The 23244-nt window shown below is 62.6% G+C and carries 20 protein-coding genes and 1 pseudogene; 11 read left to right on the top strand and 10 right to left on the bottom strand.

Annotation, left to right across the window (positions count from 1 at the left end):
• The first annotated feature begins 171 nt into the window (after positions 1–171).
• Positions 172–852, top strand: a complete 681-nt coding sequence (locus tag ACSQ3S_RS15160; RefSeq protein WP_413446569.1) for a TetR/AcrR family transcriptional regulator — start codon at positions 172–174, stop codon at positions 850–852.
• Here the strand turns inward: ACSQ3S_RS15160 and ACSQ3S_RS15165 are convergent.
• Positions 849–3194 carry a penicillin-binding protein 1A gene (locus ACSQ3S_RS15165; protein ID WP_436142877.1) on the bottom strand — a complete coding sequence of 782 codons (2346 nt, stop codon included), beginning with the start codon at positions 3192–3194 and terminating at the stop codon, positions 849–851. The two genes, ACSQ3S_RS15160 and ACSQ3S_RS15165, sit on opposite strands and share 4 nt — an antisense overlap.
• Positions 3195–3364: 170 nt before the next feature.
• Between ACSQ3S_RS15165 and glpD the strand changes: the two genes are divergently transcribed.
• Positions 3365–4894: a glycerol-3-phosphate dehydrogenase gene (gene glpD / locus ACSQ3S_RS15170; protein WP_436142878.1), complete on the top strand. Its 1530-nt coding sequence runs from the start codon at positions 3365–3367 to the stop codon at positions 4892–4894.
• A gap of 45 nt (positions 4895–4939) precedes the next feature.
• Here the strand turns inward: glpD and ACSQ3S_RS15175 are convergent, their stop codons facing one another.
• Entirely contained in the window at positions 4940–6442 is a 1503-nt protein-coding gene (locus tag ACSQ3S_RS15175) for a peptide MFS transporter (protein ID WP_353398041.1), read from the bottom strand.
• 260 nt (positions 6443–6702) lie between these two features.
• Here ACSQ3S_RS15175 and ppnN point away from each other — a divergent pair, with 260 nt between their 5' ends.
• Positions 6703–8073, top strand: coding sequence for a nucleotide 5'-monophosphate nucleosidase PpnN (ppnN, locus tag ACSQ3S_RS15180; RefSeq protein WP_176650415.1), 1371 nt, complete (start codon positions 6703–6705; stop codon positions 8071–8073).
• A gap of 77 nt (positions 8074–8150) precedes the next feature.
• Here ppnN and adhP read toward each other — a convergent pair whose 3' ends face one another.
• Positions 8151–9188, bottom strand: a complete 1038-nt coding sequence (gene adhP, locus ACSQ3S_RS15185) for an alcohol dehydrogenase AdhP (RefSeq protein WP_436142879.1) — start codon at positions 9186–9188, stop codon at positions 8151–8153.
• A gap of 77 nt (positions 9189–9265) precedes the next feature.
• Here adhP and ACSQ3S_RS15190 point away from each other — a divergent pair, with 77 nt between their 5' ends.
• Together ACSQ3S_RS15190 and ACSQ3S_RS15195 are read left to right on the top strand one after the other, a co-directional pair.
• Positions 9266–9478 carry a hypothetical protein gene (locus ACSQ3S_RS15190; protein WP_436142880.1) on the top strand — a complete coding sequence of 71 codons (213 nt, stop codon included), beginning with the start codon at positions 9266–9268 and terminating at the stop codon, positions 9476–9478.
• Positions 9479–9497: 19 nt separating this feature from the next.
• Positions 9498–9959, top strand: a complete 462-nt coding sequence (locus tag ACSQ3S_RS15195) for a cache domain-containing protein (RefSeq protein WP_413446573.1) — start codon at positions 9498–9500, stop codon at positions 9957–9959.
• 49 nt (positions 9960–10008) lie between these two features.
• Here ACSQ3S_RS15195 and ACSQ3S_RS15200 read toward each other — a convergent pair whose 3' ends face one another.
• The 3 genes from ACSQ3S_RS15200 to ACSQ3S_RS15210 all read right to left on the bottom strand — a co-directional run bounded on the left by ACSQ3S_RS15200 (position 10009) and on the right by ACSQ3S_RS15210 (position 13303).
• The gene (locus tag ACSQ3S_RS15200; RefSeq protein ID WP_436142881.1) at positions 10009–11475 is read right to left on the bottom strand and encodes an RAD55 family ATPase; all 1467 of its coding nucleotides are present in this window, start codon (positions 11473–11475) and stop codon (positions 10009–10011) included.
• Positions 11472–11873, bottom strand: a complete 402-nt coding sequence (locus tag ACSQ3S_RS15205) for a hypothetical protein (protein WP_436142882.1) — start codon at positions 11871–11873, stop codon at positions 11472–11474. Before ACSQ3S_RS15205 ends, ACSQ3S_RS15200 begins: the two co-directional genes overlap by 4 nt.
• Before the next feature lie 62 nt (positions 11874–11935).
• Positions 11936–13303 carry a hybrid sensor histidine kinase/response regulator gene (locus ACSQ3S_RS15210; protein WP_436142883.1) on the bottom strand — a complete coding sequence of 456 codons (1368 nt, stop codon included), beginning with the start codon at positions 13301–13303 and terminating at the stop codon, positions 11936–11938.
• Positions 13304–13500: 197 nt separating this feature from the next.
• Between ACSQ3S_RS15210 and ACSQ3S_RS15215 the strand changes: the two genes are divergently transcribed.
• Positions 13501–14829, top strand: coding sequence for an IS4 family transposase (locus tag ACSQ3S_RS15215; RefSeq protein WP_176656081.1), 1329 nt, complete (start codon positions 13501–13503; stop codon positions 14827–14829).
• 24 nt (positions 14830–14853) lie between these two features.
• On the opposite strand, the gene ACSQ3S_RS15220 is transcribed toward ACSQ3S_RS15215, so the two are convergent.
• The 3 genes and pseudogenes from ACSQ3S_RS15220 to ACSQ3S_RS15230 all read right to left on the bottom strand — a co-directional run.
• Entirely contained in the window at positions 14854–16539 is a 1686-nt protein-coding gene (locus ACSQ3S_RS15220; protein ID WP_436142884.1) for a putative bifunctional diguanylate cyclase/phosphodiesterase, read from the bottom strand.
• Positions 16520–16984, bottom strand: coding sequence for a hypothetical protein (locus tag ACSQ3S_RS15225; protein WP_436142885.1), 465 nt, complete (start codon positions 16982–16984; stop codon positions 16520–16522). Before ACSQ3S_RS15225 ends, ACSQ3S_RS15220 begins: the two co-directional genes overlap by 20 nt.
• A gap of 79 nt (positions 16985–17063) precedes the next feature.
• Positions 17064–17561 (bottom strand): annotated as a pseudogene (locus tag ACSQ3S_RS15230) (FxDxF family PEP-CTERM protein); the annotation flags it as partial.
• A 298-nt stretch (positions 17562–17859) separates the two neighbouring features.
• On the opposite strand from ACSQ3S_RS15230, the gene ACSQ3S_RS15235 reads away from it, so the two are divergent.
• From ACSQ3S_RS15235 to ACSQ3S_RS15255, 5 genes are all read left to right on the top strand, one after another.
• Entirely contained in the window at positions 17860–18720 is an 861-nt protein-coding gene (locus ACSQ3S_RS15235; RefSeq protein ID WP_436142886.1) for a Crp/Fnr family transcriptional regulator, read from the top strand.
• 84 nt (positions 18721–18804) lie between these two features.
• The gene (locus ACSQ3S_RS15240; RefSeq protein ID WP_436142887.1) at positions 18805–19011 is read left to right on the top strand and encodes a hypothetical protein; all 207 of its coding nucleotides are present in this window, start codon (positions 18805–18807) and stop codon (positions 19009–19011) included.
• 128 nt (positions 19012–19139) lie between these two features.
• The gene (locus ACSQ3S_RS15245; RefSeq protein ID WP_436142888.1) at positions 19140–19868 is read left to right on the top strand and encodes a Crp/Fnr family transcriptional regulator; all 729 of its coding nucleotides are present in this window, start codon (positions 19140–19142) and stop codon (positions 19866–19868) included.
• Positions 19865–21583 (top strand): PAS domain-containing hybrid sensor histidine kinase/response regulator, encoded by a 1719-nt coding sequence (locus tag ACSQ3S_RS15250; protein WP_436142889.1) that lies wholly within the window; start codon positions 19865–19867, stop codon positions 21581–21583. Before ACSQ3S_RS15245 ends, ACSQ3S_RS15250 begins: the two co-directional genes overlap by 4 nt.
• Positions 21580–22395, top strand: a complete 816-nt coding sequence (locus tag ACSQ3S_RS15255) for a response regulator (RefSeq protein ID WP_436142890.1) — start codon at positions 21580–21582, stop codon at positions 22393–22395. The genes ACSQ3S_RS15250 and ACSQ3S_RS15255 overlap by 4 nt, the downstream gene beginning before the upstream one ends.
• Before the next feature lie 18 nt (positions 22396–22413).
• Here the strand turns inward: ACSQ3S_RS15255 and ACSQ3S_RS15260 are convergent, their stop codons facing one another.
• A complete protein-coding gene (locus ACSQ3S_RS15260; protein WP_176650429.1) occupies positions 22414–23190 on the bottom strand; it encodes a transporter substrate-binding domain-containing protein in 777 nt (258 codons plus the stop codon).
• Positions 23191–23244: the final 54 nt, after the last annotated feature.

The following is a 23244-nucleotide window of genomic DNA, read 5'->3' on the forward strand; positions in this document are numbered from 1 at the left end:
GTGGTCTCCGATTATTTTGTGATCCGGATATGCGTCCCGGTCAGTAAAATGTAGCACCGAGCCGTTGGCCTTGCAGTCCGCACGCTAGGCCTGCGGAGCCAAATTGCATTCCTGCTGAGCGGAGTTGTTTTCCTGCGCTATAATCGGACCAAAAATCACATCGAGACAACCTTGCAGGCACAATTCGACTTCCAACAATTCCAGGCGATGACGCCGCTGGACGGCGAAAATATCTGGGCCTATCTGCTCGACCACAATGCCGGGCGCATCACGGTCAAGCGCCGCAAACCTGCGCTGGAAAATCTGGAAAAGATATTCCGCGCCACCTTCAAGCTCGCCAACGACGTCGGCTTCCGCGCGATGAACCTGCGCGACCTGTGCCGCGAGACGGGGCTGTCGATGGGCGGCCTGTATGGCTACATCAGCGGCAAGGACCAACTGGCGGAAATGATCGAGGACGTGGTGCGCCACGCCACCCACGAAATGCCGCGCATGTTCGAGGACGTCACCGATCCGCTGGACAAGCTGGAAGCGCTGGTGCGGGCCTCGATCTACGTGTCGGAGATCTTGCAGCCGTGGTTCTACTTCGTCTTCATGGATTCGCGCGTGCTGCAGGCGGCTCAGCGCAACACGGCCAAGGAATCGGAGCTGCATGTGCAGGCGCTGATCGCCGGGGTGATCGCGCAGATGCCGCGGCGGGCGGAAGGCAAGCCGGAACTGCTGGCCGCGCACGTGATGGCCATGTTCCAGGACTGGTATGTGAAGCGCTGGAAGTACCGGGCTGCCGATGTCAGCCCGGACCAGTTTGCCGATAGCGCCGTGCGCATGATGCGCGGCTATCTCGCCCCTTAGTTTGACGGCGGTGGCGGCGGCGTGGCGCCCGTAGGTTGCGGCGTGACGTTCTCCGCTCCCGGCACCGCGTCGGCTTCGTCCATGTCCAGCGAGTGGCGCGCGGCGTCGCCGGTGAACTCGTCGTACAGCCATTCGCCGCCCACCTGGGTCAGGCCGGTCGGCACCTGGCGTTCCTGCGCCGGACGATTCTGCATCGCCACCTTCATGTAGTCGATCCAGATCGGCAGCGCCGCTGTGGCGCCGAACTCCTTGCCGCCCAGCGATTTGGAATCGTCAAAGCCCATCCACGACACCGCCACGATGCCGCCGCCATAACCGGCGAACCAGCCGTCGACCGCGTCGTTGGAGGTGCCGGTCTTGCCGGCCAGGTCGGCGCGGCCAAGCTTGCCCACGGCCGCGCCGGTGCCCGAGCGCGTGACCTCGCGCAGCATGCCGTCGATGACAAAGGCATTGCGCGGATCGAGCACGCGGGCGTCGTCGGGCAGCGTGGTGCGCGGCTTGGCCTCGGAAATGAGCTTGCCGTTGCCGTCGACGATCTTGGCGATCAAATAGGGTTCTACCGTGTAGCCGCCGTTGGCAAACACGGCGTACGCGCCGGCCAGCTGGTTGGGCGTGACCGAGCCGGTGCCCAGCGTCATGGTCAGGTTTTTCGGATGCTTGGACAGGTCGAAGCCGAACTTGCCCAGGTAGTTATGCGCAAACGGCACGGTGATCGAACGCAGGATGCGCACCGACGCCACGTTCTTCGATTCCGCCAGCGCGCGGCGCATGGTGATGGGGCCGTCGAACTTGCCGTCGTCGTTTTTCGGGCTCCACGGCTCGTTGCCGGTCTCCGCGCCGGTCAGGTCCAGCGGCACGTCGTTGATCATCGTCGCCGGCGAGAAGCCTTTTTCCAGCGCCGCCGAATACACGAAAGGCTTGATCGATGAACCGGGCTGGCGCCAGGCCTGCGTCACGTGGTTGAACTTCTGCAGGTTGTAATCGAAGCCGCCGACCATCGCATGGTAGGCGCCGCTGACCATGTCCATCGACACGAACGCCGCCGATACCTGCGGCACCTGGGTGATGCTCCAGGCCTTCTTGTCCTGCATGATGCGGATCACCGCGCCTGGACGCAGGCGCACGGTGTCCTTGGCCTTCTCGCTCAGAGCGTTGGACGCCAGTTTCAGGCCGTCGCCGGTGATGGTGATCTCCTCGCCAAACGGGTTCTGCACCTTGACCGCCTTGGGGCCCGCTTCCAGCACCACGGCCGGAATCAGGCGGTCGCTGCCCGGGCGGCGCTGCAGCGCTTCCTCGATGGCGTCGTCGCGCTCGTCCTCGCCGGCCGGCAGCGTGATGAAGGCTTCCGGACCGCGGTAGCCGTGGCGCTGGTCGTAGTTCAACACATTGCGGCGCATCGATTCATAGGCGGCGTTCTGGTCGGCCTTCAGGATCGTCGTGTAGACGCTGATGCCCTTGGTGTACGAATCTTCCTTGAACTGCGCATACACCACCTGGCGCGCCAGCTCGGCCACGTACTCGGCGTGAGTGTCGAATTCCTGGCCCTTGTGGCTGACGTGCAGCGTCTCGTGCAGCGCCTTCTGGTACTGGTCTTCGGTGATGTAATTCAGCTCGCGCATGGACTTCAGCACCACGTGCTGGCGTTGCTTGGCGCGCTTGGGATTGACGGCCGGGTTGTGGCGGGCGGGATTCTGCGGCAGGCCGGCCAGCATCGCCATCTCGGCGACATCGAGGTCCTTCAGCGACTTGCCGAAATAGACCTGCGCCGCCGCGCCGAAGCCGAACGAGCGCTGGCCCAGGTAGATCTGGTTCATGTACAGCTCGAGGATCTGTTCCTTGGTCAGCGCGGCCTCGATCTTATAGGCCAGCATGACTTCATTCAGTTTGCGGCCGTAGAATTTCTCGCGCGTGAGGAAGAAGTTGCGCGCCACCTGCATCGTGATGGTGGAGCCGCCCTGGCGCATGGCGCCGCCGAGGTTGGCACGCGCGGCGCCCAGCGCGCGGCGCCAGTCGATGCCATTATGTTCATAAAAACGCTTGTCCTCGATCGCCAGCACGGACTTCTTCATCATCTCCGGGATGTCCTTGATCGGCACGAAATCGCGGTGTTCCTCGCCGAATTCGCCGATCAGGGCGTTGTCGGCGGTGTAGATGCGCAGCGGGATCTTGGGCCGGTAGTCGGTGATGACGTCGAGCGACGGCAGGTTGGGGGCCACGTACAGCAGTAGGTAGCCCAGCAGCAGGGCGCCGGCCACCAGCGCGGCGACGCCGGCCAGGATGAAGCCGCGGATGGCATTACGGCGGGTGAGCCACTTGGAGAAATCGATGGGGGAAGCAGTCAAAACTCAGTCTCACGGTTGCATCGGTTACCGGATTATAGACCATCAAAATTTGGCCACACTTAAAGAGAAACTGATAATTTGTGCAAATTTGGCCGCTCAGCCCTATGACTAATGGTGATTTTGTCGTAACGTACTAGGTATCTACATCTATTTGCTCTACCGGGGAAGACATGGCGGAACCGCAGCACACTCTCGATTGCGATGTCCTGGTGGTGGGAGGCGGCATCAATGGCGCCGGCATCGCGCGCGATGCGGCGGGGCGGGGATTGTCGGTGGTGCTGTGCGAGAAGGACGACCTGGCTTCGCACACGTCGTCCGCTTCCACCAAGCTGATACACGGCGGCCTGCGCTATCTGGAGTACTACGAATTCAACCTGGTGCGCAAGGCGCTGATCGAACGCGAGGTGCTGCTGCGCGCCGCGCCGCACATCATGTGGCCATTGCGCTTCGTGATGCCGCATGCCGAAGGCCAGCGCCCGGCGCTGCTGATACGGGCCGGCCTGATGCTGTACGACCTGCTGGCCAAGCGCGAGCTGCTGCCCGCGTCGGCCGGCATCAACCTGCGCTGCCACCCGGCGGGCAAGCCGCTCAAGCCGGAATTCCGGCGCGGCTTTATCTATTCGGACGGCTGGGTCGACGACGCGCGGCTGGTGGTGCTGAACGCCATCGACGCCTGCGAGAAGGGCGCGACCATCCTGACCCAGACCGCCTGCACCGCGCTGGTGCGCAAGACCGGCGGCTGGGAGGCGGCGCTGCACAAGGCCGGCTGCGGCGACATCCGCGTCAATGCCCGCTTCGTGGTCAACGCGGCCGGGCCGTGGACGGCGGACTTCCTGCATGCGGCGGTGCCGAAGGAGGGCGGCGGCCACCTGCGGCTGATCAAGGGCAGCCATATCATCGTCAGGCGCATCTTCGAGCATGACAATGCCTACATCTTCCAGCACCGCGACGGCCGCATCGTGTTCGCCATTCCGTATGAGCGCGACTTTACGCTGATCGGCACCACCGATCTCGATTATCACGGCGACGCCAACCAGGTCGTCATCAGCGCGGATGAAATCTCCTACCTGTGCCAGCTGGCCAGCGAGTATTTCGTCCAGCCCATCGTGCCGGACGACGTGGTGTGGACCTACTCGGGCGTGCGTCCGCTGGTGGAGGATGGCGCGGACGCCAAGGCCGTCACCCGCGACTACCGGCTGGAGGTCGACAGCGACGGCGCACCCATCCTCAGCGTTTTCGGCGGCAAGATCACCACCTTCCGCAAGCTGGCCGAGGAGGCGGTCGACCAGATCGCCAAGGCGCTGGGCAACCGCCACGGCGGCTGGACCCACAACGCCTGCCTGCCGGGCGGCGATTTGTTCGGCGCCGAACCGCAGAACCGTTCGGTCAAGGAATTCGACAGCTGGGTGAACGGGGTCTGTGCCCGCTACAGCTGGCTGCCGCCGCTGCTGGCGATGCGCTATGCCCGCGCCTACGGCACGCGCATCCACACGCTGCTGGCGCAGAAAGAGGGTATCGATGGGATGGGGGACGAGATCGCGCCGGGATTGTACGCGGCGGAAGTGGAATACCTGCGCCGCTACGAATGGGCGCGCACCGCGCAGGACATCCTGTGGCGGCGCTCGAAACTGGGCCTGCACCTGCCGCAGGACGCCGGCGCCACGCTGCAATCCTGGCTGCTTGCGCATCCGATCAAATAAAAAAACGGCGCTTGAATCAAGCGCCGTTTTTCATTGTCTGGCTTTTTACTTCACGCCGTGCATCAGCTTCTGGATCAACGGTGCGAGCAGGAACAGCAGCACGCCGCCCGCCATCAGCGACCAGAAGCCGAAGGTGTAGCCGGACAGCGCCGACGTCACCGACATGCCGCTTTCGCCGCTGACCGCCGAGGCGAAGATGCCCGACAGGTTGTTGCCGATACCGGTCGACAGGAACCAGCCGCCCATGCCCAGGCCCACCAGGCGCGTAGGCGCCAGCTTGGTCACCATCGACAGGCCGATCGGCGACAGGCACAGCTCACCGACCGATTGCAGCACGTAGACCATGAACAGGGTCCAGAACGGGATCTTGTTGTCGATATCGACCAGCATCGACAGCGCGTACATCAGCAGGCCGAAGGCCGAGCCGTTGAACAACAGGCCCAGGCCGAATTTGCGCGGGATCGAAGGGTTGTTCTTGCCCAGCATGACCCAGATGAACGCGATCACCGGAGCGAAGGCGATAATCGCCAGCGAGTTCACGGTCTGGAACCACGCCACCGGGAAGATCCAGTCGCCGAACATCTTGCGGTTGATGATGTTCTCGGCCAGGAAGGTGAACGAGCTGCCCGCCTGCTCGAAGAACATCCAGAACATGATATTGAAGAAGAAGATGACCAGCATGGCGATGACCTTGTCGCGCGCCACTTTGCCGTTCCTGATCCCTTCGACCATCAGCATCACCGACAGCAGCACGAACAGCACCGACAGCACGGCCTGCAGCTTGTTGGCGCCGGCGGCCAGCAGGAAGTATACGACCGGAATCACGAACAGCGAACCGACGATCACGTACAGCAGGCGCTTCGGATCGGCGTTGGACGCGTCCGGGGCGCCGATGCCTTTCAGGTTGCGGCGGCCGATGAAGAACCATACAAGGCTGATCAACATGCCGACGCCGGCCGACATGAACACCACTTTGTAAGCGGGCATGCCGTTGTGGCCGAAGACGGTGGCAGCCAGCCACTCGGTCAGCACCGGTGCGACCAGCGCGCCGGAGTTGATGCCCATGTAGAAAATGGTGAAGCCGGAGTCGCGGCGGGTATCGGCCACGCTATACAGCTTGCCGACCATGGTCGAGATGTTCGGCTTGAACATGCCGTTGCCGACGATGATGGTGGCCAGGCCGAACTGGAACACGGTCTCGTTGGGGAATGCGATCATGAACAGGCCGGCCGACATGAAGGCGGCGCCGACCAGGATCGAGCGCTGGTAGCCCAATACGCGGTCGGCGACATAGCCGCCGAACAGCGCGGCGGCGTACACCAGCGCGAGATAGGAGCCGTACACCAGGTTGGCGGCGGATTGGCCGGATGGGTCGCCGTTGTGGAACTGGGCGACGACGTAGAGCACGAGTGCCCAGCGGATGCCGTAGAACGCGAAGCGCTCCCAGAATTCTGTCATGAACAACATCCACAGCGGAGCAGGGTGGCCCATGATCTGCTTGAATTCGGGAATGGCGACTTCCGTATTGGTGGTGGTAGCACCGCTCATGCGGCTTCTCCTAATTTTATGGATCTGTGAAAAGGGGATCGAGACTCCCTTGTGGGGAATCCAAATTGGGCGCCATTTTAATCTACAAACGGTTCCTGTCCAGCTTTTTGAGGCCTGTCCTGCACGATTGTGTCAATTGTGCTAATAAATGTGGTGATTCCCGCTATTGCAATCTCCGACCCAAAAAGTGCCGAGTTGTCGTATATTGGCACTGCAGGCTTACCTGTTATGCATCGAATTTGAATAAGGATTTACGCATCATGGAACATGACGTTGTCGATACCCTGATTTCGCCCGAAGGCCAGCTGGAGGTCCTTTCGAAGGCGGAAGTGAACAAGCTGCTCGACACTAGCCAGGGCGGCCTCTATAACATCTTCCGCAATTGCGCACTGGCCGTGCTCAATTGCGGCAGCACTATCGACGATGGAAAGGAACTGCTGGAACGGTATAAATCGTTTGACATCAGCATCGTGCAGCGCGAGCGCGGCATCAAGCTCGATATCAAGGGGGCGCCGGCGATCGCTTTCGTCGACGGCAAAATGATCAAGGGCATCCACGAACACCTGTTCGCGGTGCTGCGCGATATCGTCTTCGTCAGCAACGAGGTGACCGACAATCCCAAGTTCGACATGAGCGCCACCGAAGGCATCACCGACTCGGTGTTCCACATCCTGCGCAACGCGGGTGTGCTCAAGCCGATGCTCAATCCTAACCTGGTGGTGTGCTGGGGCGGCCATTCGATCAACCGCGCCGAGTACAACTACTCGAAGGAAGTCGGCTATCAAATGGGCTTGCGCGACCTGGACATCTGCACCGGCTGCGGTCCCGGCGCGATGAAGGGCCCGATGAAGGGCGCCACCATCGGCCACGCGAAGCAGCGCCTGCACAAGGGGCGCTACCTGGGCATCTCGGAGCCGGGCATCATCGCGGCCGAATCGCCGAACCCGATCGTCAATGAGCTGGTCATCATGCCGGATATCGAAAAGCGGCTGGAAGCGTTCGTGCGCACCGGCCACGGCATCGTCGTGTTCCCGGGCGGCGCGGGGACGGCCGAGGAGATCCTCTATATATTGGGCATCCTGCTGCACCCGGATAACGCCGACATCCCGTTCCCGCTGGTGTTCACCGGTCCGGAGACGTCGCGCGAGTACTTCGTGCAGATCAACCAGTTCATCCACGACACGCTGGGACCGGAGGCGCAGCAGCGCTACAAGATCATCATCGACGATCCGGAACTGGTGGCGCGCGAGATGCAGGCCGGGATCAAGCAGGTGCGCGAGTTCCGCAAATCCCGCAGCGACGCCTACTACTACAACTGGGGCCTGAAGATCGACCAGGAATTCCAGAAGCCGTTCGCGCCGACGCACGAGAACATGCGCAACCTGAGCCTGCACAAGAACCAGGAAGTGCACATGCTGGCGGCCAATCTGCGCCGGGCGTTTTCGGGCGTGGTGGCCGGCAACGTCAAGGACGAGGGCATCCGCGCCATCGAGAAGTTCGGCCACTTTGAAATCCACGGCGACAAGGAGATCATGGGCCCGATGGACGCGCTGCTGGCATCGTTCGTCGCCCAGCACCGTATGAAGCTGGCCGGCAAGCAGTACACGCCTTGCTACCGCGTGATCCAGTAGGCGCGCGCTCAAGGCCTGCATGCTGAAAAAATGCCGCCCACGGGCGGCATTTTTGTGCTCGGGCGTGGCGATCGATGTCAATGCGGCTTTGCGGCAAAGTCGAGCACGATGCGACCTTCGATATCGCCCTCACGCATGCGCTGGAAAACATGGTTGATATTGTCAAGGCTATCGGTGGCGACTGTCGCCTTGACCTTGCCCTCGGCGGCGAAAATCAACGACTCCTGCAGATCGAGCCGCGTGCCGACGATCGAGCCGCGCACGGTGATGCCGCCCAGCACCATGTCGAAGATTGGCAGGGGGAAATCGCCCGGCGGCAGGCCGTTTAACGAGACCGTGCCGCCGCGGCGCACCATGCCCAGCGCCTGAGAGAAGGCGACCGGCGAGACGGCGGTCACCAGCACCCCATGCGCGCCGCCGATCTCTTTTTTGACCATGGCCGCCGGGTCCGTGGTCTTCGCGTTGATCGTCAGGGCGGCGCCCAAACGTCGGGCCAGCGCCAGTTTGTTGTCGTCGATATCGACCGCGGCCACATTGAGTCCCATGGCGCGGGCATATTGGACCGCCATATGGCCGAGCCCGCCAATTCCTGAGATGACCACCCAGTCGCCGGGTTTGGTATCGGTCATTTTCAAGCCCTTGTAGACCGTGACGCCGGCGCACAGAATGGGCGCGATATCGATGAAACCTATATCCTTCGGCAAGTGGCCGACGTAGTCGGCATCGGCCAGCGCGTATTCCGCGAATCCTCCGTTGACCGAATAGCCGGTATTTTGCTGCGACTCGCACAATGTCTCCCAGCCGCCCAGGCAATGCGTGCAGTGCCCGCAGGCCGAATACAGCCATGGAATGCCGACCCGGTCGCCGCTTTTGACATGCTTGACGCCGGCCCCGACCTCGACCACATAGCCCACCCCCTCGTGTCCGGGAATGAACGGCGGCGTCGGCTTGACCGGCCAGTCGCCTTGAGCGGCGTGCAGGTCCGTATGACAAACCCCGCAGGCCTCGATCTTGACGAGGATCTGTCCGGCCCCCGGCGTCGGTACCGCGACGTCCTCGATTTGCAGCGGCTGGCCGAACGCGCGCACCACCGCAGCCTTCATCATTTTGCTCATTGCTCGCTCCTGTTGGAATATATGATCTGATGTGGGACTGCTGGTATTCATACTATGAATCGACGCCCGAAAAACCTTTGATCTGGATCAAAATCATCCCCATCTTTTCAAGCTGGCCCTCACACGGCGTCGTGTGGGAATCCGGAACGCTCCGTGGCATCAGGCTGGCTTTTCGCACAAATCGCGCCGCCGCTGTTGGTAAAACGGCCTACAATATCAAGCACTTATCCGCGGTTGAGGAGGGCGCGCGCGATGGCATGGGAATTGCGAAAGTACCGGACCACCATTAAAACAACCAAGGAGACATGCATGCGCAAATTTTTCTACCTGGCCCTGGCCATCCTTACCTTCAGCCTGAGCACCAGCAGCTGGGCGGCCGATTCCCACGGCACCCCCGAAGAGGCGGTGGCAATGGTGAACCGGGCCATCGCCGCCATCAAGACCGACGGGTTCGACAAGGTCGTTGCCGAGATCAACGAGGGCAAGCCGGGCCGTTTCAGGGACCGTGACCTCTACATCACGATCAACGACTTAAACGCGAAGAATATCGCGCACGGCGCCAATCCCAAGATGCAGGGCAAGGATTTGATCGAGTTGAAGGACGCGGACGGCAAGTACTTCATGCGCGAGCGCATCCAGTTGGCCGTGGCGAAGGGCAAGGGCTGGCAGGACTATAAATTCGTCAATCCGGTGAGCAAGCAGATCGAAGCCAAGTCGATGTATTTCGAGCGCTACGGAGACCACATCATCAACTGCGGCATCTACAAGTAGGCAGCGGAAACCCAGCCTGGCCGCCGGCGCCGGGCCGGCGGGCGCCAGGCTAAGGCTGGTCGGCGCGGGCCGGCGCCACTTCCGGGCGGCCGGTCAGTACGCCCACATACCGCGTCAGCGGCTCGCGGATGACGATGCCGTCGGACGTAATGTCAAAAAGGCGGATCTCCTTGCTGTGATCGCTGGCGCGTATCTTGATCACTGAAATTGCGCGCTTGAGCTCGCCCTCCAGTTCGATGTAGCGCTGCATGACGATGGCATCGGCCAGGAAGGCGTTGCCGTAGGAGCTGAAGCGCAGCATCTCGTAGCGGTCTTCCAGTTCGGCCGTCATCAGCACGGTCACGCCCATCGCCGTCAGCACCGCCACCATGCGGTACAGCGATTCGCGGAAATCGTCGCGGAACGACGACGCCAGCGCCAGCTCGAAGCCGGACAGCGAGTCGATCACCACCCGCTTGGCCTGCATGCGCGTGATCATGGCGACCAGGTCGTGCAGTATCTCGTCGATCGACAGGTCCAAGGTGCGGGTATTGATGACGCCGACCTGGCCGCTCTCGATCAGCGTGTTCAAGTGGTGGCTGAGCAACTGGTTTGGACTCTTCTCGAACGCCGCGATCACGCCGGTCTCGCCGTTGCGCACGCCCTCGGCCAGGAACTGCGTGGCCAGCACCGACTTGCCCGATCCCGAAGGCCCGACCAGCAGCAACGAATAACCGGCCGGCACGCCGCCGTCCATCATCGCATCGAGCTCCGGCACGCCCATCGACAGCCGCTGCTGGCCGTCGATAGTGACTTTGGCGGTGGTGGCGCCGAGCATCGCGCGCGGGAAGATATCGACGCCGCTGTCGCTGATGCGGAAGGTGTGCACGCCCAGGCTCTGCGCCTGGCCGCGCATCTTGACCACCTGGATCTTGCGCACCAGCGCGTCGCGGTGCACCAGCTGCGACATCCAGATGATGCCGTCGGCCACGGTAAACACCGGGCTAGACTCCGCCTCCGGCGCCAGGTATTCGCCGATCAGGAAGGTGGTCGCCAGCCAGCTGGTCATCTGCATGCCCAGCTGCTGCACAAAGTGCTGCAGGCCGGCGGCGCCGCGGTCCACACCCTGGGCCGATTGCACCACCGAGCGGAACGAATCGACAAACACCAGGCTCGGCGAGAAATTGCGCACCTCGTCGGCGATGCGCGCCAGCACGCGGTCGAAATCGCCGTCCAGCAGGTCGGACGCCAGGTTGACGAACTTGATCGACTGGTTGACCTTGCTGACGTCGAAGAACGGGAACTGCTGCTGGTAGCGCAGCATTTTCAGCGGCGGCTCGCCCAGCACGGTGAAGAACAGCGCGCGCCGGTCCGGGTTGGCCAGCGAAAACATGATCTGGTGCGCCATCGTGGTCTTGCCGCTGCCCGGTGTGCCCGCCAGCAAATTGAATGAAAATTCCGGAACGCCGCCGCCCAGCAGTTCGTCCAACCCCGGAACACCCGTCGCAAGGCGCTGAATGTTGACTTTATTGCTCATTGTTGAATTCCCTTAGCGGCAGTGCCCGCAGTATCCTGGCCCCAGGCCGATCGAAGTATGGCAGTGGTCAATGACTCGCCGATCAGTTGGATCAGCGTGTCGGTGAAAGTAGTGAGCAGGGCGATGCTGGCGGTGCCCGCGGGCACCTGCTCCTGGCCCTCCAGGCTGGCCCTGAGTTTCTCGAAGCGCGGGTCGGCACCCTCGGCCAGCCACGGGTGCTCCATCCGCACCATGTGGATGGTGCGCGCATACAGCGTGTCGAAACCGCTGTGCCCGATAATGGCGACCAACTCGATGGCCAGCCGTTCCCATAGCACGATGGTGTCGGCCTTGGCGGTCTCGGGGCGGCGCATCACGTTGCGCTCGATCATCTGGTACCGTTCGTCGTTAGTCGCCATAATTAAGTATCAATACAGTAAAGCGATCAGTATGGTTGCCGCTTGCGGGCCGCTGCGGGCCGTCAGTGTACATGCAGCTCTATCAATGCCAGCAGCATATCGATCGCCACCGGCTTGACCAGATAGTGATCGAAGCCGCTGCGGATGGCGCGCGCGCGGTCCTGCGGCTGGTTGTAGCCGGATGTGGCGATGAAAAACGGCGCCTTGCCCGGCAGCCCTGCGCGGATGCGCTCGACGACGACAAAGCCGTCCAGGCTGGGCAGCTCGATGTCGCAGATGACCAGGTCGAAGTGTCCCGCCAGCGCCAGTTCCACCGCGTCGGCGCCGTCATGGCACGGTACCACCGTATGGCCGCCCAGTTCCAGCAGCAGGCACAGCGTTTCGGCGGCGTCCAGATTGTCCTCGACCAGCAGGATATGCAGCGGGCGTGGGGTGGGCAGCCGCGGCGAGGGCAGGGCCGGCGCCGTGGCGACCTCGGTGCTTAGCGGCAGCAGCACGGTAAAGGTGCTGCCGAATCCTATGCCGTCGCTGTGCACGCGCACCGTGCCGCCATGCATTTCGACCAGCGAACGCACCAGCGTCAAGCCTATGCCCAGTCCGCCTTGTGCCCGGTCCAACGACTGCAGGCCTTGCGTGAACAGGTCGAAGATGAATGGCTGCAGCTCGGCCGCGATGCCCATGCCGTGGTCGCTCACCGAAATCTGCACCATGTTGCCCACCACTTGCGCGGCCAGCACGATGACCTCGTGCTCCGGCGAGAACTTGGAAGCGTTGTTGAGCAGGTTGGAAAACACCTGCGCCAGCCGCATGCGGTCACCGTAGATGAGCACCCGGATCGGCGGCAGCACGATCCTCAGCTGCTGCTGCCGGGCGTCGAGCCGTTGCTGGCTGCCTTCCGCCGCCAGCGTCACGATGTCCTCGAGCAGTAGCGCGGATTTGTCCAGACCGATCTTGCCGCTGCTGATGCGCGAGGCGTCGAGCAGGTCGTCGATCAGGCGCGTCATATGGCTCATCTGGCGTTCGACGATGGCGTGCAGGCGCGACAATTCGGGATTGCCGCCGGTCAGCTTGCCCAGCAAGGTATTGGCGTAGGCAATGGGTTGCAGCGGATTGCGCAGTTCGTGTGCCAGCATCGACAGGAAGTTGGTCTGGCGCTGCATCGACGCTTCCGCGTTGGCTTGCTTGTCCTGCGCGCTGAACGTCGCCAGCACCAGGTGCTCGTTCGCCTCGCGCAGCTGTATCACATGGCTCTCCAGCGTTTGCGCACTGGTATGCTGCAGCTGCAGCAGCTCCAGCTGCATCAGCAGCTGGGCAATCAGGGCGCGCAGGTCGCCGAGCTCCTTGTCATGCAAGGCTTGCAGGTAGCGTTCGTCCCGCTCGGCTGGTGCCGGTGATGCGGCAGTTGCATCGGATTCCGCATTGTCATTCATGATGGGACAGGCCAGTCTTGATAAGTAAATCGGAACCACGCGGCGCACCACTATGACGGCACAGACTTACACCATACTCCGGATTGCCCTCCAGCGGGGGAAATACCGGGCATGGCATTAATGCCGTTAAGTTAAGGAACTAGGCCGGCCCCAGTTAGTTGTTGTAAACATGCGCGAAGGCTGTTAACCTTCGCGCCATGCTTTCCGACGTTCTCCCTTTGACCACGTGTGACTTGCCAGCTCCGGACTGGGGCCGGCTTGGGGAGCAGTTGCCCGTCGAATGGATCATGGGAGCATTGAGCTACACCGGCAAGGCGAGTATTCGGCAGCGGCGTCTGCCGGCGGAGCAGGTAGTCTGGTTGGTCATCGCGCTAGCGATCTACCGACATCACTCAGTGCGACAAGTGCTGGGTGAATTGGAACTGGCGCTACCGGATCTGAAGGACACTTGCGTCACTGATAGCGCTGTAACGCAAGCACGTCAGCGGCTGGGCGAAGAACCGTTGGCGTGGCTATTCTCAACGTCCGCGCGCCATTGGCAGATGCAAGACGCCCATCGTTCCGACTTCCACGGCCTCCAACTGCTCGCCATGGATGGGACGACCCTGAAATTAGCCGATAGCGCGGAAAACCGGGCACATTTCGATTCGCCACACTTCGCCAAGGGAGCTTTGGCCAGTTACCCCCATGCCCGCATGGTGACATTGGCTGCGCTGCGCACCCAGTTGGTCTTGGCCGCCGATTTTGGCCCCTATAGCAAAGGCGAGATGAGCTTTGCCTTGCCGTTGCTAGACGATATACCCGACCATTCGCTGACGGTCTTCGATAAAGGTTTTCTAGCCGCCGAGCTGTTGCATAAACTTCGTATGCAAGGCCAGGAGCGGCACTTCCTCGTGCCGGCCAAGGCTAATACGCAATGGCGTCTTGTGAGCGGCGACAGTGAGGATGGCATCGTCGAAATGCGCGTTTCCCCACAAGTACGCAAGCGCGTCCCCTCCATGCCCGAGCAGTGGCAAGCGCGTGCCATTGCAACGAAAGATCCGACGGGCAAACTGTGCTATTTGCTGACCTCATTGACGGATCGCCGGCGCTTCTCCGCCAAAACCGTCCGCGACTGTTATAGCGAGCGCTGGCAGATCGAAACGAGCTACCGCGAGATCAAGCAAACCATGATGGGGATGGCCCTATGCCTGCGCAGCCAAAGTGTCGCAGCAACCAGGCAGGAAATCTGGGGCATTCTTATCGCCTATAACCTCGTGCGACTAGAAATGGCGCGCACGGCCGACCAGGCAAAATGCGCTCCCAATGACGTTAGCTTTGTCTTCGCCCTCGGCATATTTCAGCTCGAGATGCTACATGCGGCCTCCGAACGGGCCTTGGGCAATCTACCAGGAACGATCAAACGGATGCGCGAGAGGATGATCCTCGAACTCAATGTCTATCGACCCGACCGGAAATTCGATCGGGTCACCAAAGCAAAACCGCAACGCTATCCTGAACGGAGGCTCAGGAAATCCTTAACTTAACGGCATTAGGGCATGGCATGGTGTTTAATTGTCCAGACCCTGCCTGAGCAGCGCGGCAAATCCGGGCGCGGGCAATGGTCTGCTGAACAGATAGCCCTGGCCTTCGTCGCAATGGTGGGCGCGCAGAAAGTTTAATTGCGCCGCCTCCTCCACGCCTTCCGCCACCACCCGCTGGCCCAGGCTGCTTCCCATCGCGATCACGGCGCCGACGATGATGCCGTCGCCCGGCTCCGTATTGATTTCACGCACGAAGGACTGGTCGATCTTCAAAACGTCGATGGGAAACCGGTTCAGGTAGCTGAGGCTGGAATAGCCGGTGCCGAAGTCGTCGATGGCCAGCACCACGCCAATTTCCTTCAGCTCGCGCAGGATGGCGGCGCTGGCGCCGGCGTCACGCATCAGCACGCCTTCGGTGATTTCCAGTTCCAGGCAGGCCGGCTCCAGTCCGCTCTCGGCCAGGATGGCGCGCAGCGCGTCGGTGAAGCCGTCGGTGCGGAATTCCAGCGCCGAGATGTTGACCGCCACGATGCCGGGATCGAGCCCGACTTGCTTCCAACGTGAAATCTGCATGCACGCTTCGCGCAACACCCATTGCCCGATGGGCACAATCAGGCCGCAGTCCTCGGCCACCGGGATGAAGCGCGCCGGCGCCACCGCGCCCAGTTCGGGATGCGACCAGCGCAGCAGCGCCTCGGCGCCGGTGATGGCGCCGCTGGACAGGTTGACGCGCGGCTGGTAGTGCAGCTCGAACTCGCCCAGTTTCAGCGCGCGGTGCAGGTCAGCCTCGGTGCGCTGGCGTTCGACCGCGCGCAGATTCATTTCGGGCCGGTAGAAGTACCAGCGGTTGCGGCCGCTGTGCTTGCCGTAGTACATGGCGACGTCGGCGTTGCGTATCAGCGTCTCGGCGTCCTCGCCGTCGTCCGGGTACATGCTGATCCCTATCGTGCCGCCGATATGCGCCGTCTCGCCGCCGAGCTGGTACGGCTCGGCGATCGCCAGGCACAGCTTGTCGGCCAGCTCGGACACCGCGCGCTCGTTGGCCACGTCGGCCAGCAGCACGACGAATTCGTCGCCGCCCTGCCTGCTGGCGGTGTCGCTGGCGCGCAGCACCGACAGCAGCCGCCGGCCGACCGACTGCAGCAGCAGGTCGCCGACCGCATGCCCCAGCGAATCGTTGATCACCTTGAACCGGTCGAGGTCGATAAACAGCACGGCCATCCGGCTTTGCTGGCGGCTGGCCATGGCAATCGCCAGCGCCAGCCGCTCCATCAGCAAGATGCGGTTGGGCAGGTCGGTCAGGAAGTCATGGTGGGCCATGTAGCCCATGTGCTCCTTGGCGCGCTGCACCGTCTCCATCATGGCCTGGGCGCCCAGCGTGGCGATCACCAGATGGGCGTTGGCCCGTCGCAGCTTGATGATGTGGCGCTCCAGTGCGCGCTTGATGCGCCGGGCTTCGCGTTCGCCTTGCTTCCGGGCCGCAAGATGCTTGTGGCGCAGCGTGAGCGCCTGTTCCCGCTGCTGCAGGTCGGCGTCATGGCGGTCCGCCGCCTGCTCCCGCGCGCTGACCAGCGTCTCGCGCCTTGCCAATTGACGCTCGCCGCCGGCCAGCATGACTGCGCGGGCACGGTCCGTGGCGCGCCGGTCATGCGCGCTGCCGTGCTCGCCGGAGCGACGCTCCGTGACCGGGGGATCACCGGTGTTTGTGTTCATCTTGCTCCTCTGGTTCAGATTGGGCGGGAAGGGATAGGGGGTTGCCATCGGGATGGCGCAGCAGGTCGCGCCAGGCCGCCTCGAGCACGCCGCCCGCCAGCGGTTCGCCGATCAGTATCAGCAGCAGGTCGTGGAAGGTGCCGAACAAGGCGCGGCTGGCCGCCAGCCCGTCCCGAGGTTCACGTTCGGACAATTGCGCGCCGAGCGTGTCGAAGCAGCGCGGCGGCGAACTGCGCGCGGGCGCTTTCAGCAGCCACGGAAAGGTCGTGCCGCAGATGTCGATGCAGCGGTTAAACAGCGCGATAAGGCCGCGGTCGCCGACTATCGGCATCAGCTCGTCTGCGATGGCGGCCCAGAGTTGAACCGAACGCCGGGCCAGCAGCAGGGAGTGATCCGTTTCCAGCCACATCAGGACGGCTTGCGGGTGGTACTTGTCAGCTGTCATGATTTATCCATCAAAAAACGCGACAGCAGGTGAATTCGCCGCCTAACAAAAACCGCTCGGGAGAGCGGTTTTGTCTGGATCAGATCGCTGTTTTTCCGGACTTCTTGCGGCGGGCCACCACACCCAGCAAACCGAAGCCTGCCAGCATCATGGCATACGTTTCCGGCTCCGGCACGCCCGACACCAGTGCCACGCCGTAGGCGCCGCCGCTGCTGCCATCGGCCATGCCGGTGACCACCAGGTGGTAGGCGCCGGGCAGGGTGAGGCCAATGTCGTAGCTCAGGTTGTCGCCGGGGAAGGTGCCGTACCAGGTGGTGCTTGCCGCCGCGGTGCCGCCCCAGACCGAATAGCTCAGTCCGTCGATATTGAGCACATCCAGGGTCCGCAGCTTGACGTTGAGCGAGTTGAGCGACGCGCCCAGGCTGCCCGTGCTGACGACGAAGTCGATGGTGTCGGTGAAGGCCGAGGCGTCATGGATGAATACGTGACCATAGGGGGCCGCAGGGTTCGTAGGCAGGACGCCTGCATCGAACGTAATATTGTTGGCTGATGCGGCGCCGCCGATCGCCAGCCAAGCCAGTGCTGCCATTGCAAATTTTGTTTTCATTTTTACGTCCCGAAAGAAAAACTTAATGACCCGGATACCGGGTGGAGGTGCTACACCGGCAGGCGGCGGAACCGAGGCACCCCGCAGCTCCGCACGCCGCCGTTAATGCATCGTGACGTCCGCCGATAAACGCCTCTGTGGGTTTCCGCACAAAAATTCAATGTTGTTTTTATGTATTTTAAAAAAGATAATGTTCGGAAACGCACAGACCTGCGGCACTGGAACTGGCAGCCTGAGCAATCGAAATCTTGAAATCAGGGAACCGAACATGCCCATGCACAATGCGTCCCCGCACCAGAACCGCCTGCTTGCGGTGCTTGGTGCGGCGGAATTCGGCAGGTTGGCGCCTCACCTGGAACTGGTCGTGCTGGCGCAGGGCGACGTGCTGTACCACTGCGGAGGCCAGCTGACGCACGTCTATTTCCCCATCACGGCCATCGTCTCCATTCAATACGAGCTCGAGGATGGCGGGGCGCTGGAGATCGCCAGCGTCGGCAACGAGGGGGTGCTGGGCATATCGCTGTTCATGGGCGGGGCCACCACGCCCAACCGGGCGATCGTGCACAGCGGCGGCTACGGATACCGCCTGCGGGCGGGTCTGTTGCTGGAGGAGTTTCACCGCAAGGGCGCGCTGTTTGATTTGCTGCTGCGCTACACCCAGGCGCTGATGACGCAAATGTCGCAAACCGCAGTCTGCAACAGCCATCACTCGACCGTCCAGCGGCTCTGCCGCTGGCTGCTGCAGACGCTGGACCATTCGCGCACCAGCGAGCTGGTGGTGACCCAGGAGGCGCTGGGGACCATCCTGGGCGTGCGGCGCGAAGGGATCACCGAAGCGGCCGGCCGCCTGCAAACGCTCGGGCTCATCAGCTGCAGGCGCGGCCACATACGCGTATTGACGCGAGACGGGCTGGAGCGGCATGTCTGTGAGTGCTATGGCGTGATACGCCGCGAATCCGCACGGCTGCTGGCGCCGGCACCTCCACCGGAAGCAAGGCCGGCCTACTGGCAAAAGCGCAACGACACCCGCACCCGCCGCACCGGACGGGTGGAGCGGCGCAGCCAGCCGCAGCACGACGACGATGCGGTGGTGCTGGACGACGCCCAGTTCCTGTTTATTTTTCCCTGAGAGGGTGCCGCCGGCGGGCGGCGCCTGCAGAACATCCCGGTGCACGAATGCCTGTTACGATGAGCTTTCCGCTACGGAGGTGATATGTCGATTTATCGTCCGGAAGGACAGCCCGAATTTACCGACCTGGCCACGGCCCTGGCCGAAGAACATGCCGCGGTGCATGAGTTGGCGCAGTGCGCCAAGGTCGAGGTCTACCACCTGCTGGCGGCCGAACTGTTCGAACGGGTCACGGCGGCCCACAGCAAAACGATGGCGGCATTCAAGAAGATCGAGCCCTTCAAACAGTGATACGCACTGGCCGGGCGGTCTTACCTTAAACCTATATTTCTTTATATGTGTTACGCTGCGGGACGGTCATCGTTTGCCGTCTGAGCCTAACGCCTAGTTGACGACTGGAAAACAAGGAACGTTTTTCCATGCGTCTGAACGACCCCAATCAAAACCATTTGCTGGCAGCGCTGCTCGATGCCGAGTTCGCCCGGCTGTCGCCCCATCTTGAACCGATCATGATGCGCCTGGGCGACGTGCTGTATGAGTCCGGCGGCCAGCTCAATTACGTGTACTTCCCCACCTCGGCCATCGTCTCGCTGCACTACGTGCTGGAGAACGGCAGCTCGTCCGAGATCGCCGGCGTCGGCAACGAGGGCATCCTCGGCATCTCGCTGTTCATGGGCGGCAATACGACGCCGAGCCGGGCCGTGGTGCAGACCGCCGGCCACGGCTACCGCCTCAAGTCGCACATCCTGATGGAGGAGTTCAACCGCGCCGGGCCGGTCATGCGTCTGCTGCTGCGCTACACCCAGGCCTTGATCACGCAGATGTCGCAGACCGCGATCTGCAACCGCCACCACACGGTGGACCAGCAGCTCTGCCGCTGGCTGCTGCTGACCTTGGACCGCCTGCCGACCAGCGAGCTGACCATGACCCAGGAACTGATCGCCAGCATGCTGGGCGTACGGCGCGAAGGCGTGACGGTGGCCGCCGGCCGCCTGCAGAGCCAGGGCTATATCAGCAGCCGGCGCGGCCATATCTCCGTGCTGGATCGCGTCGGTCTCGAAGGGGATGTCTGCGAGTGCTATGAAGTGGTCAAAAAAGAATTCGCCCGCCTGATGTCGGACGTACGTCAACGCCAGGGAGTGAAATGAAATCCGTCCGACAATCCGCAGCGCCGCTGCTCAAGGCCGATGCGCTGCAATTGGCCATCCATAACAGCGCCAATTTTTCCAGCATCGCCACCGACGCCCAGGGCGTGATCCAGATCTTCAATGTCGGCGCCGAGCGCATGCTGGGCTACAGCGCCTCCGAGGTGGTGAACCAGATCACGCCGGCCGGCATCTCCGACGCGCAGGAAATCGTGGCGCGGGCGGCCGCGCTCAGCGTCGAGGTCGGCATGACCATCCGGCCGGGCTTCGAGGCGCTGGTGTTCAAGGCCTCGCGCGGCATCGAGGACATCTACGAACTGACCTATATCCGCAAGGACGGCAGCCGTTTCCCGGCGATCGTCTCGGTCAGCCCGCTGCGCGACGCCGACGAAAAAGTCATCGGCTACTTGCTGATGGGGACGGACAACACGGCCCGCAAGCGGGTCGAGCAGGAGCAGGCGCTGTTGGCCCAGCGGCTGCACGAACAACAGCTGGCGCTGCAGGAAACCAACGTCGAACTGGAGGCGGCGCGCGCGCTGGCCGAGACCGCCAACCGCGCCAAGTCGGAATTCCTGTCGGCCATGAGCCATGAGCTGCGCACGCCGCTGAACGCGGTGCTGGGCTTTGCGCAATTGCTGGCGTCCGACAAACCGCCGCCGAGCCCGTCGCAACAGCGCTCGCTGGACCAGATCCTCAAGGGCGGCTGGTATCTGCTGCAGTTGATCAACGAGATCCTCGACCTGGCCATGATCGAATCGGGCAAGGTGACGATGTCGCAGGAATCGATGGGCTTGTCGGAAGTGCTCAAGGATTGCCAGGCGCTGATCGGGCCGCAGGCGGAGAAGCGCGGCATCCGGCTGTTCTTCGCGCCGATGAGCGAGCCGTTCTTCGTCCACGCCGACCGCACGCGCGTCAAGCAGGTGATGATCAACCTGCTTTCCAACGCCATCAAATACAACCGCCGCGACGGCATGGTGACGGTCGAGTGCACGGCGGCCAGCGACGGCATGGTGCGCGTCAGCGTGACCGATACTGGTGCCGGCCTCTCCCAGGAACAAGTCGAACAATTGTTCCAGCCCTTTAACCGCCTGGGCCAGGAGGACGGCGCGGAAGAGGGCACCGGCATCGGCCTGGTCGTGACCAAGCAGCTTACCGAGCTGATGGGCGGCGTCATCGGCGTGCACAGCGAGATCGGCGTCGGCACCACATTCTGGATCGAGCTGGCCGCCAGCAGCGAGCCGGTGCTGGAAATCGCGGCGTTCGGACGGCCCTTGTCGCTGAGCGATTTCGACAATGCGCCGATGAAGACTCTGCTGTACATCGAAGACAACCCAGCCAACCTGAACCTGGTGGAGCAGCTGGTGCTGCGGCGCAGGGACCTCAAGCTGTTGACCGCCATTGACGGCTATGCCGGCATCGATCTGGCGCGTACCTACCAGCCCGACGTGATCCTGATGGACATCAACCTGCCCGGCATCAGCGGTTTCGGCTGCCTGAAGATTTTGCAGGACGATACCGCCACCGCGCACATACCGGTCGTGGCCTTGTCCGCCAACGCCATGGCGCGCGATATAGAAAAAGGCGTGGACGCGGGCTTCTTCCGCTATCTGACCAAGCCGATCAATGTAGTCCAGTTCATGAGCGCGCTCGATCTAGCGCTTGAATTCGCCGCAACGCACGGCAGCCTGCATCCAAATACCGAGGGACCCGCATCATGATAGAACCAGCCGAAATGCTTGCCGCCGAGATACTGATCGTCGACGATCAGGAAGCCAACGTGATGCTGCTGGAACAGATGCTGGCCAACGCCGGTTATACCAACGTCAGCAGCACCATGGATCCGTTCGCCGTGTGCGAGCTGCATCGCCGCCATCACTATGACCTGATCCTGCTGGACCTGCAAATGCCCGGCATGGATGGCTTCGCGGTGCTGGAAGCGCTGCACGATATCGAGCCAGACGGCTATGTGCCGGTGCTGGTGGTCACCGCCCAGCCCAATCACAAGCTGCGCGCGCTGCAGGCCGGCGCCAAGGACTTTGTCGGCAAGCCGTTCGAGCTGATCGAAGTGGAAACGCGCATCCACAACATGCTGGAAGTACGCCTGCTGCACCGCAAGCTGCGGCGCTACAACCAGCAGCTGGAATACACGGTCCTGGAGCGCACGGCACAGTTGCGCGCGAGCGAGGCGCGCTTCCAGCGCTTCGCCGAATTGTCGACCGACTGGTACTGGGAACAGGATGCCGAAGGAACGCTCAGCAACTGGTCCGGCCCGGTGGCCGACATGGTGGGCATAGGCGGGCGCGATACCGGCGGATGGGATATCGCCGAGCGCGCGCTGCTGGAATCGAATATCGCCGACCGCAAGCCGTTCCTCGATTTCGTCTACAGCCGGACCACCGCAGCCGGCGTGGTCCAGTATCTGCAGGTCAGCGGCGAGCCGATGTTCGACGAGGCCAGCCGCTTTATCGGCTATCGCGGCGTCGGCCGCGACGTCACGGCGATGGCGGCGATGTTTGCCCGCTCGCCCTGAGCGATCACGGCGCAGCGCTCATTTAGCCAGTTGCTCGGCGCGGGGCGCGTAGTTGTCGTAGCCGTAGTTGCCGTAGATGCGCCTGACCGTGCCGTCGCGGTGCATGGCGCGCAGCAGCGCGTTCAGGCGCGCGACCTCGTGGTTGTCCATCGCCTTGTTGCAGGCCATGTACATGTCGTAGTGGGCGAAGGTAAGGACCGCCTCGACGTCGGTGATGCCCATCTCGCGCATCATGTACAGGCCAGGCAGACGGCCTTCCGACCATAGCTGGATGCGCTGCATCTTCAGCTTCGGTCCATTGGTGCGGTTGTACGGGACGATGCTTAGTTTGAGCTGGTTCTCGCGCAGCAGCGGGATCACGGCGTCACCGATGATGGTGCCGACTGTGTAGGGCCTGGCGTCGGCCAGGCTGGCGAGCGCGATATGGTCTTCGCGGCGCGCATACATCACCCATTCATTGCGGCCTATCGGGCCGACCCAAGCATAATTGGCCTCGCGTTCCGGCGTGCGCGCCATCGAGAACAGGCAGCTGTTGGCGTTCTTGTTGGTCAGCGCCATCGCGCGGGCCCAGGGCATCACGGCCGCGGCGCTGACCGGGATTTCAGCGCGCCGCATCAGCTCAACGACGATGTCGTGCGACAGCCCGGTGGCGGTGCCGGTGGCCTTGTCGTTCCAGTTGAAGGGTGGGTATTCTTCGGTGTACAGCGTCACCGTGTCCGTCGCGTGCGCGGCGAGGCATGCGGCTGCCGTCACCAGCGCCGCACCAAGGCGTAGCAGCGTATGGCGGCAAGCCATGTCGCTTCCTTTCCATTTAATAGTCGGTGTTCTGAAGACTACTCGCTTTATCGG

Origin of the sequence: Duganella sp. LjRoot269 (assembly GCF_964254095.1) — a bacterium.
In the GTDB taxonomy this organism is placed as follows: Bacteria; Pseudomonadota; Gammaproteobacteria; order Burkholderiales; family Burkholderiaceae_D; genus Rugamonas; species Rugamonas hordei.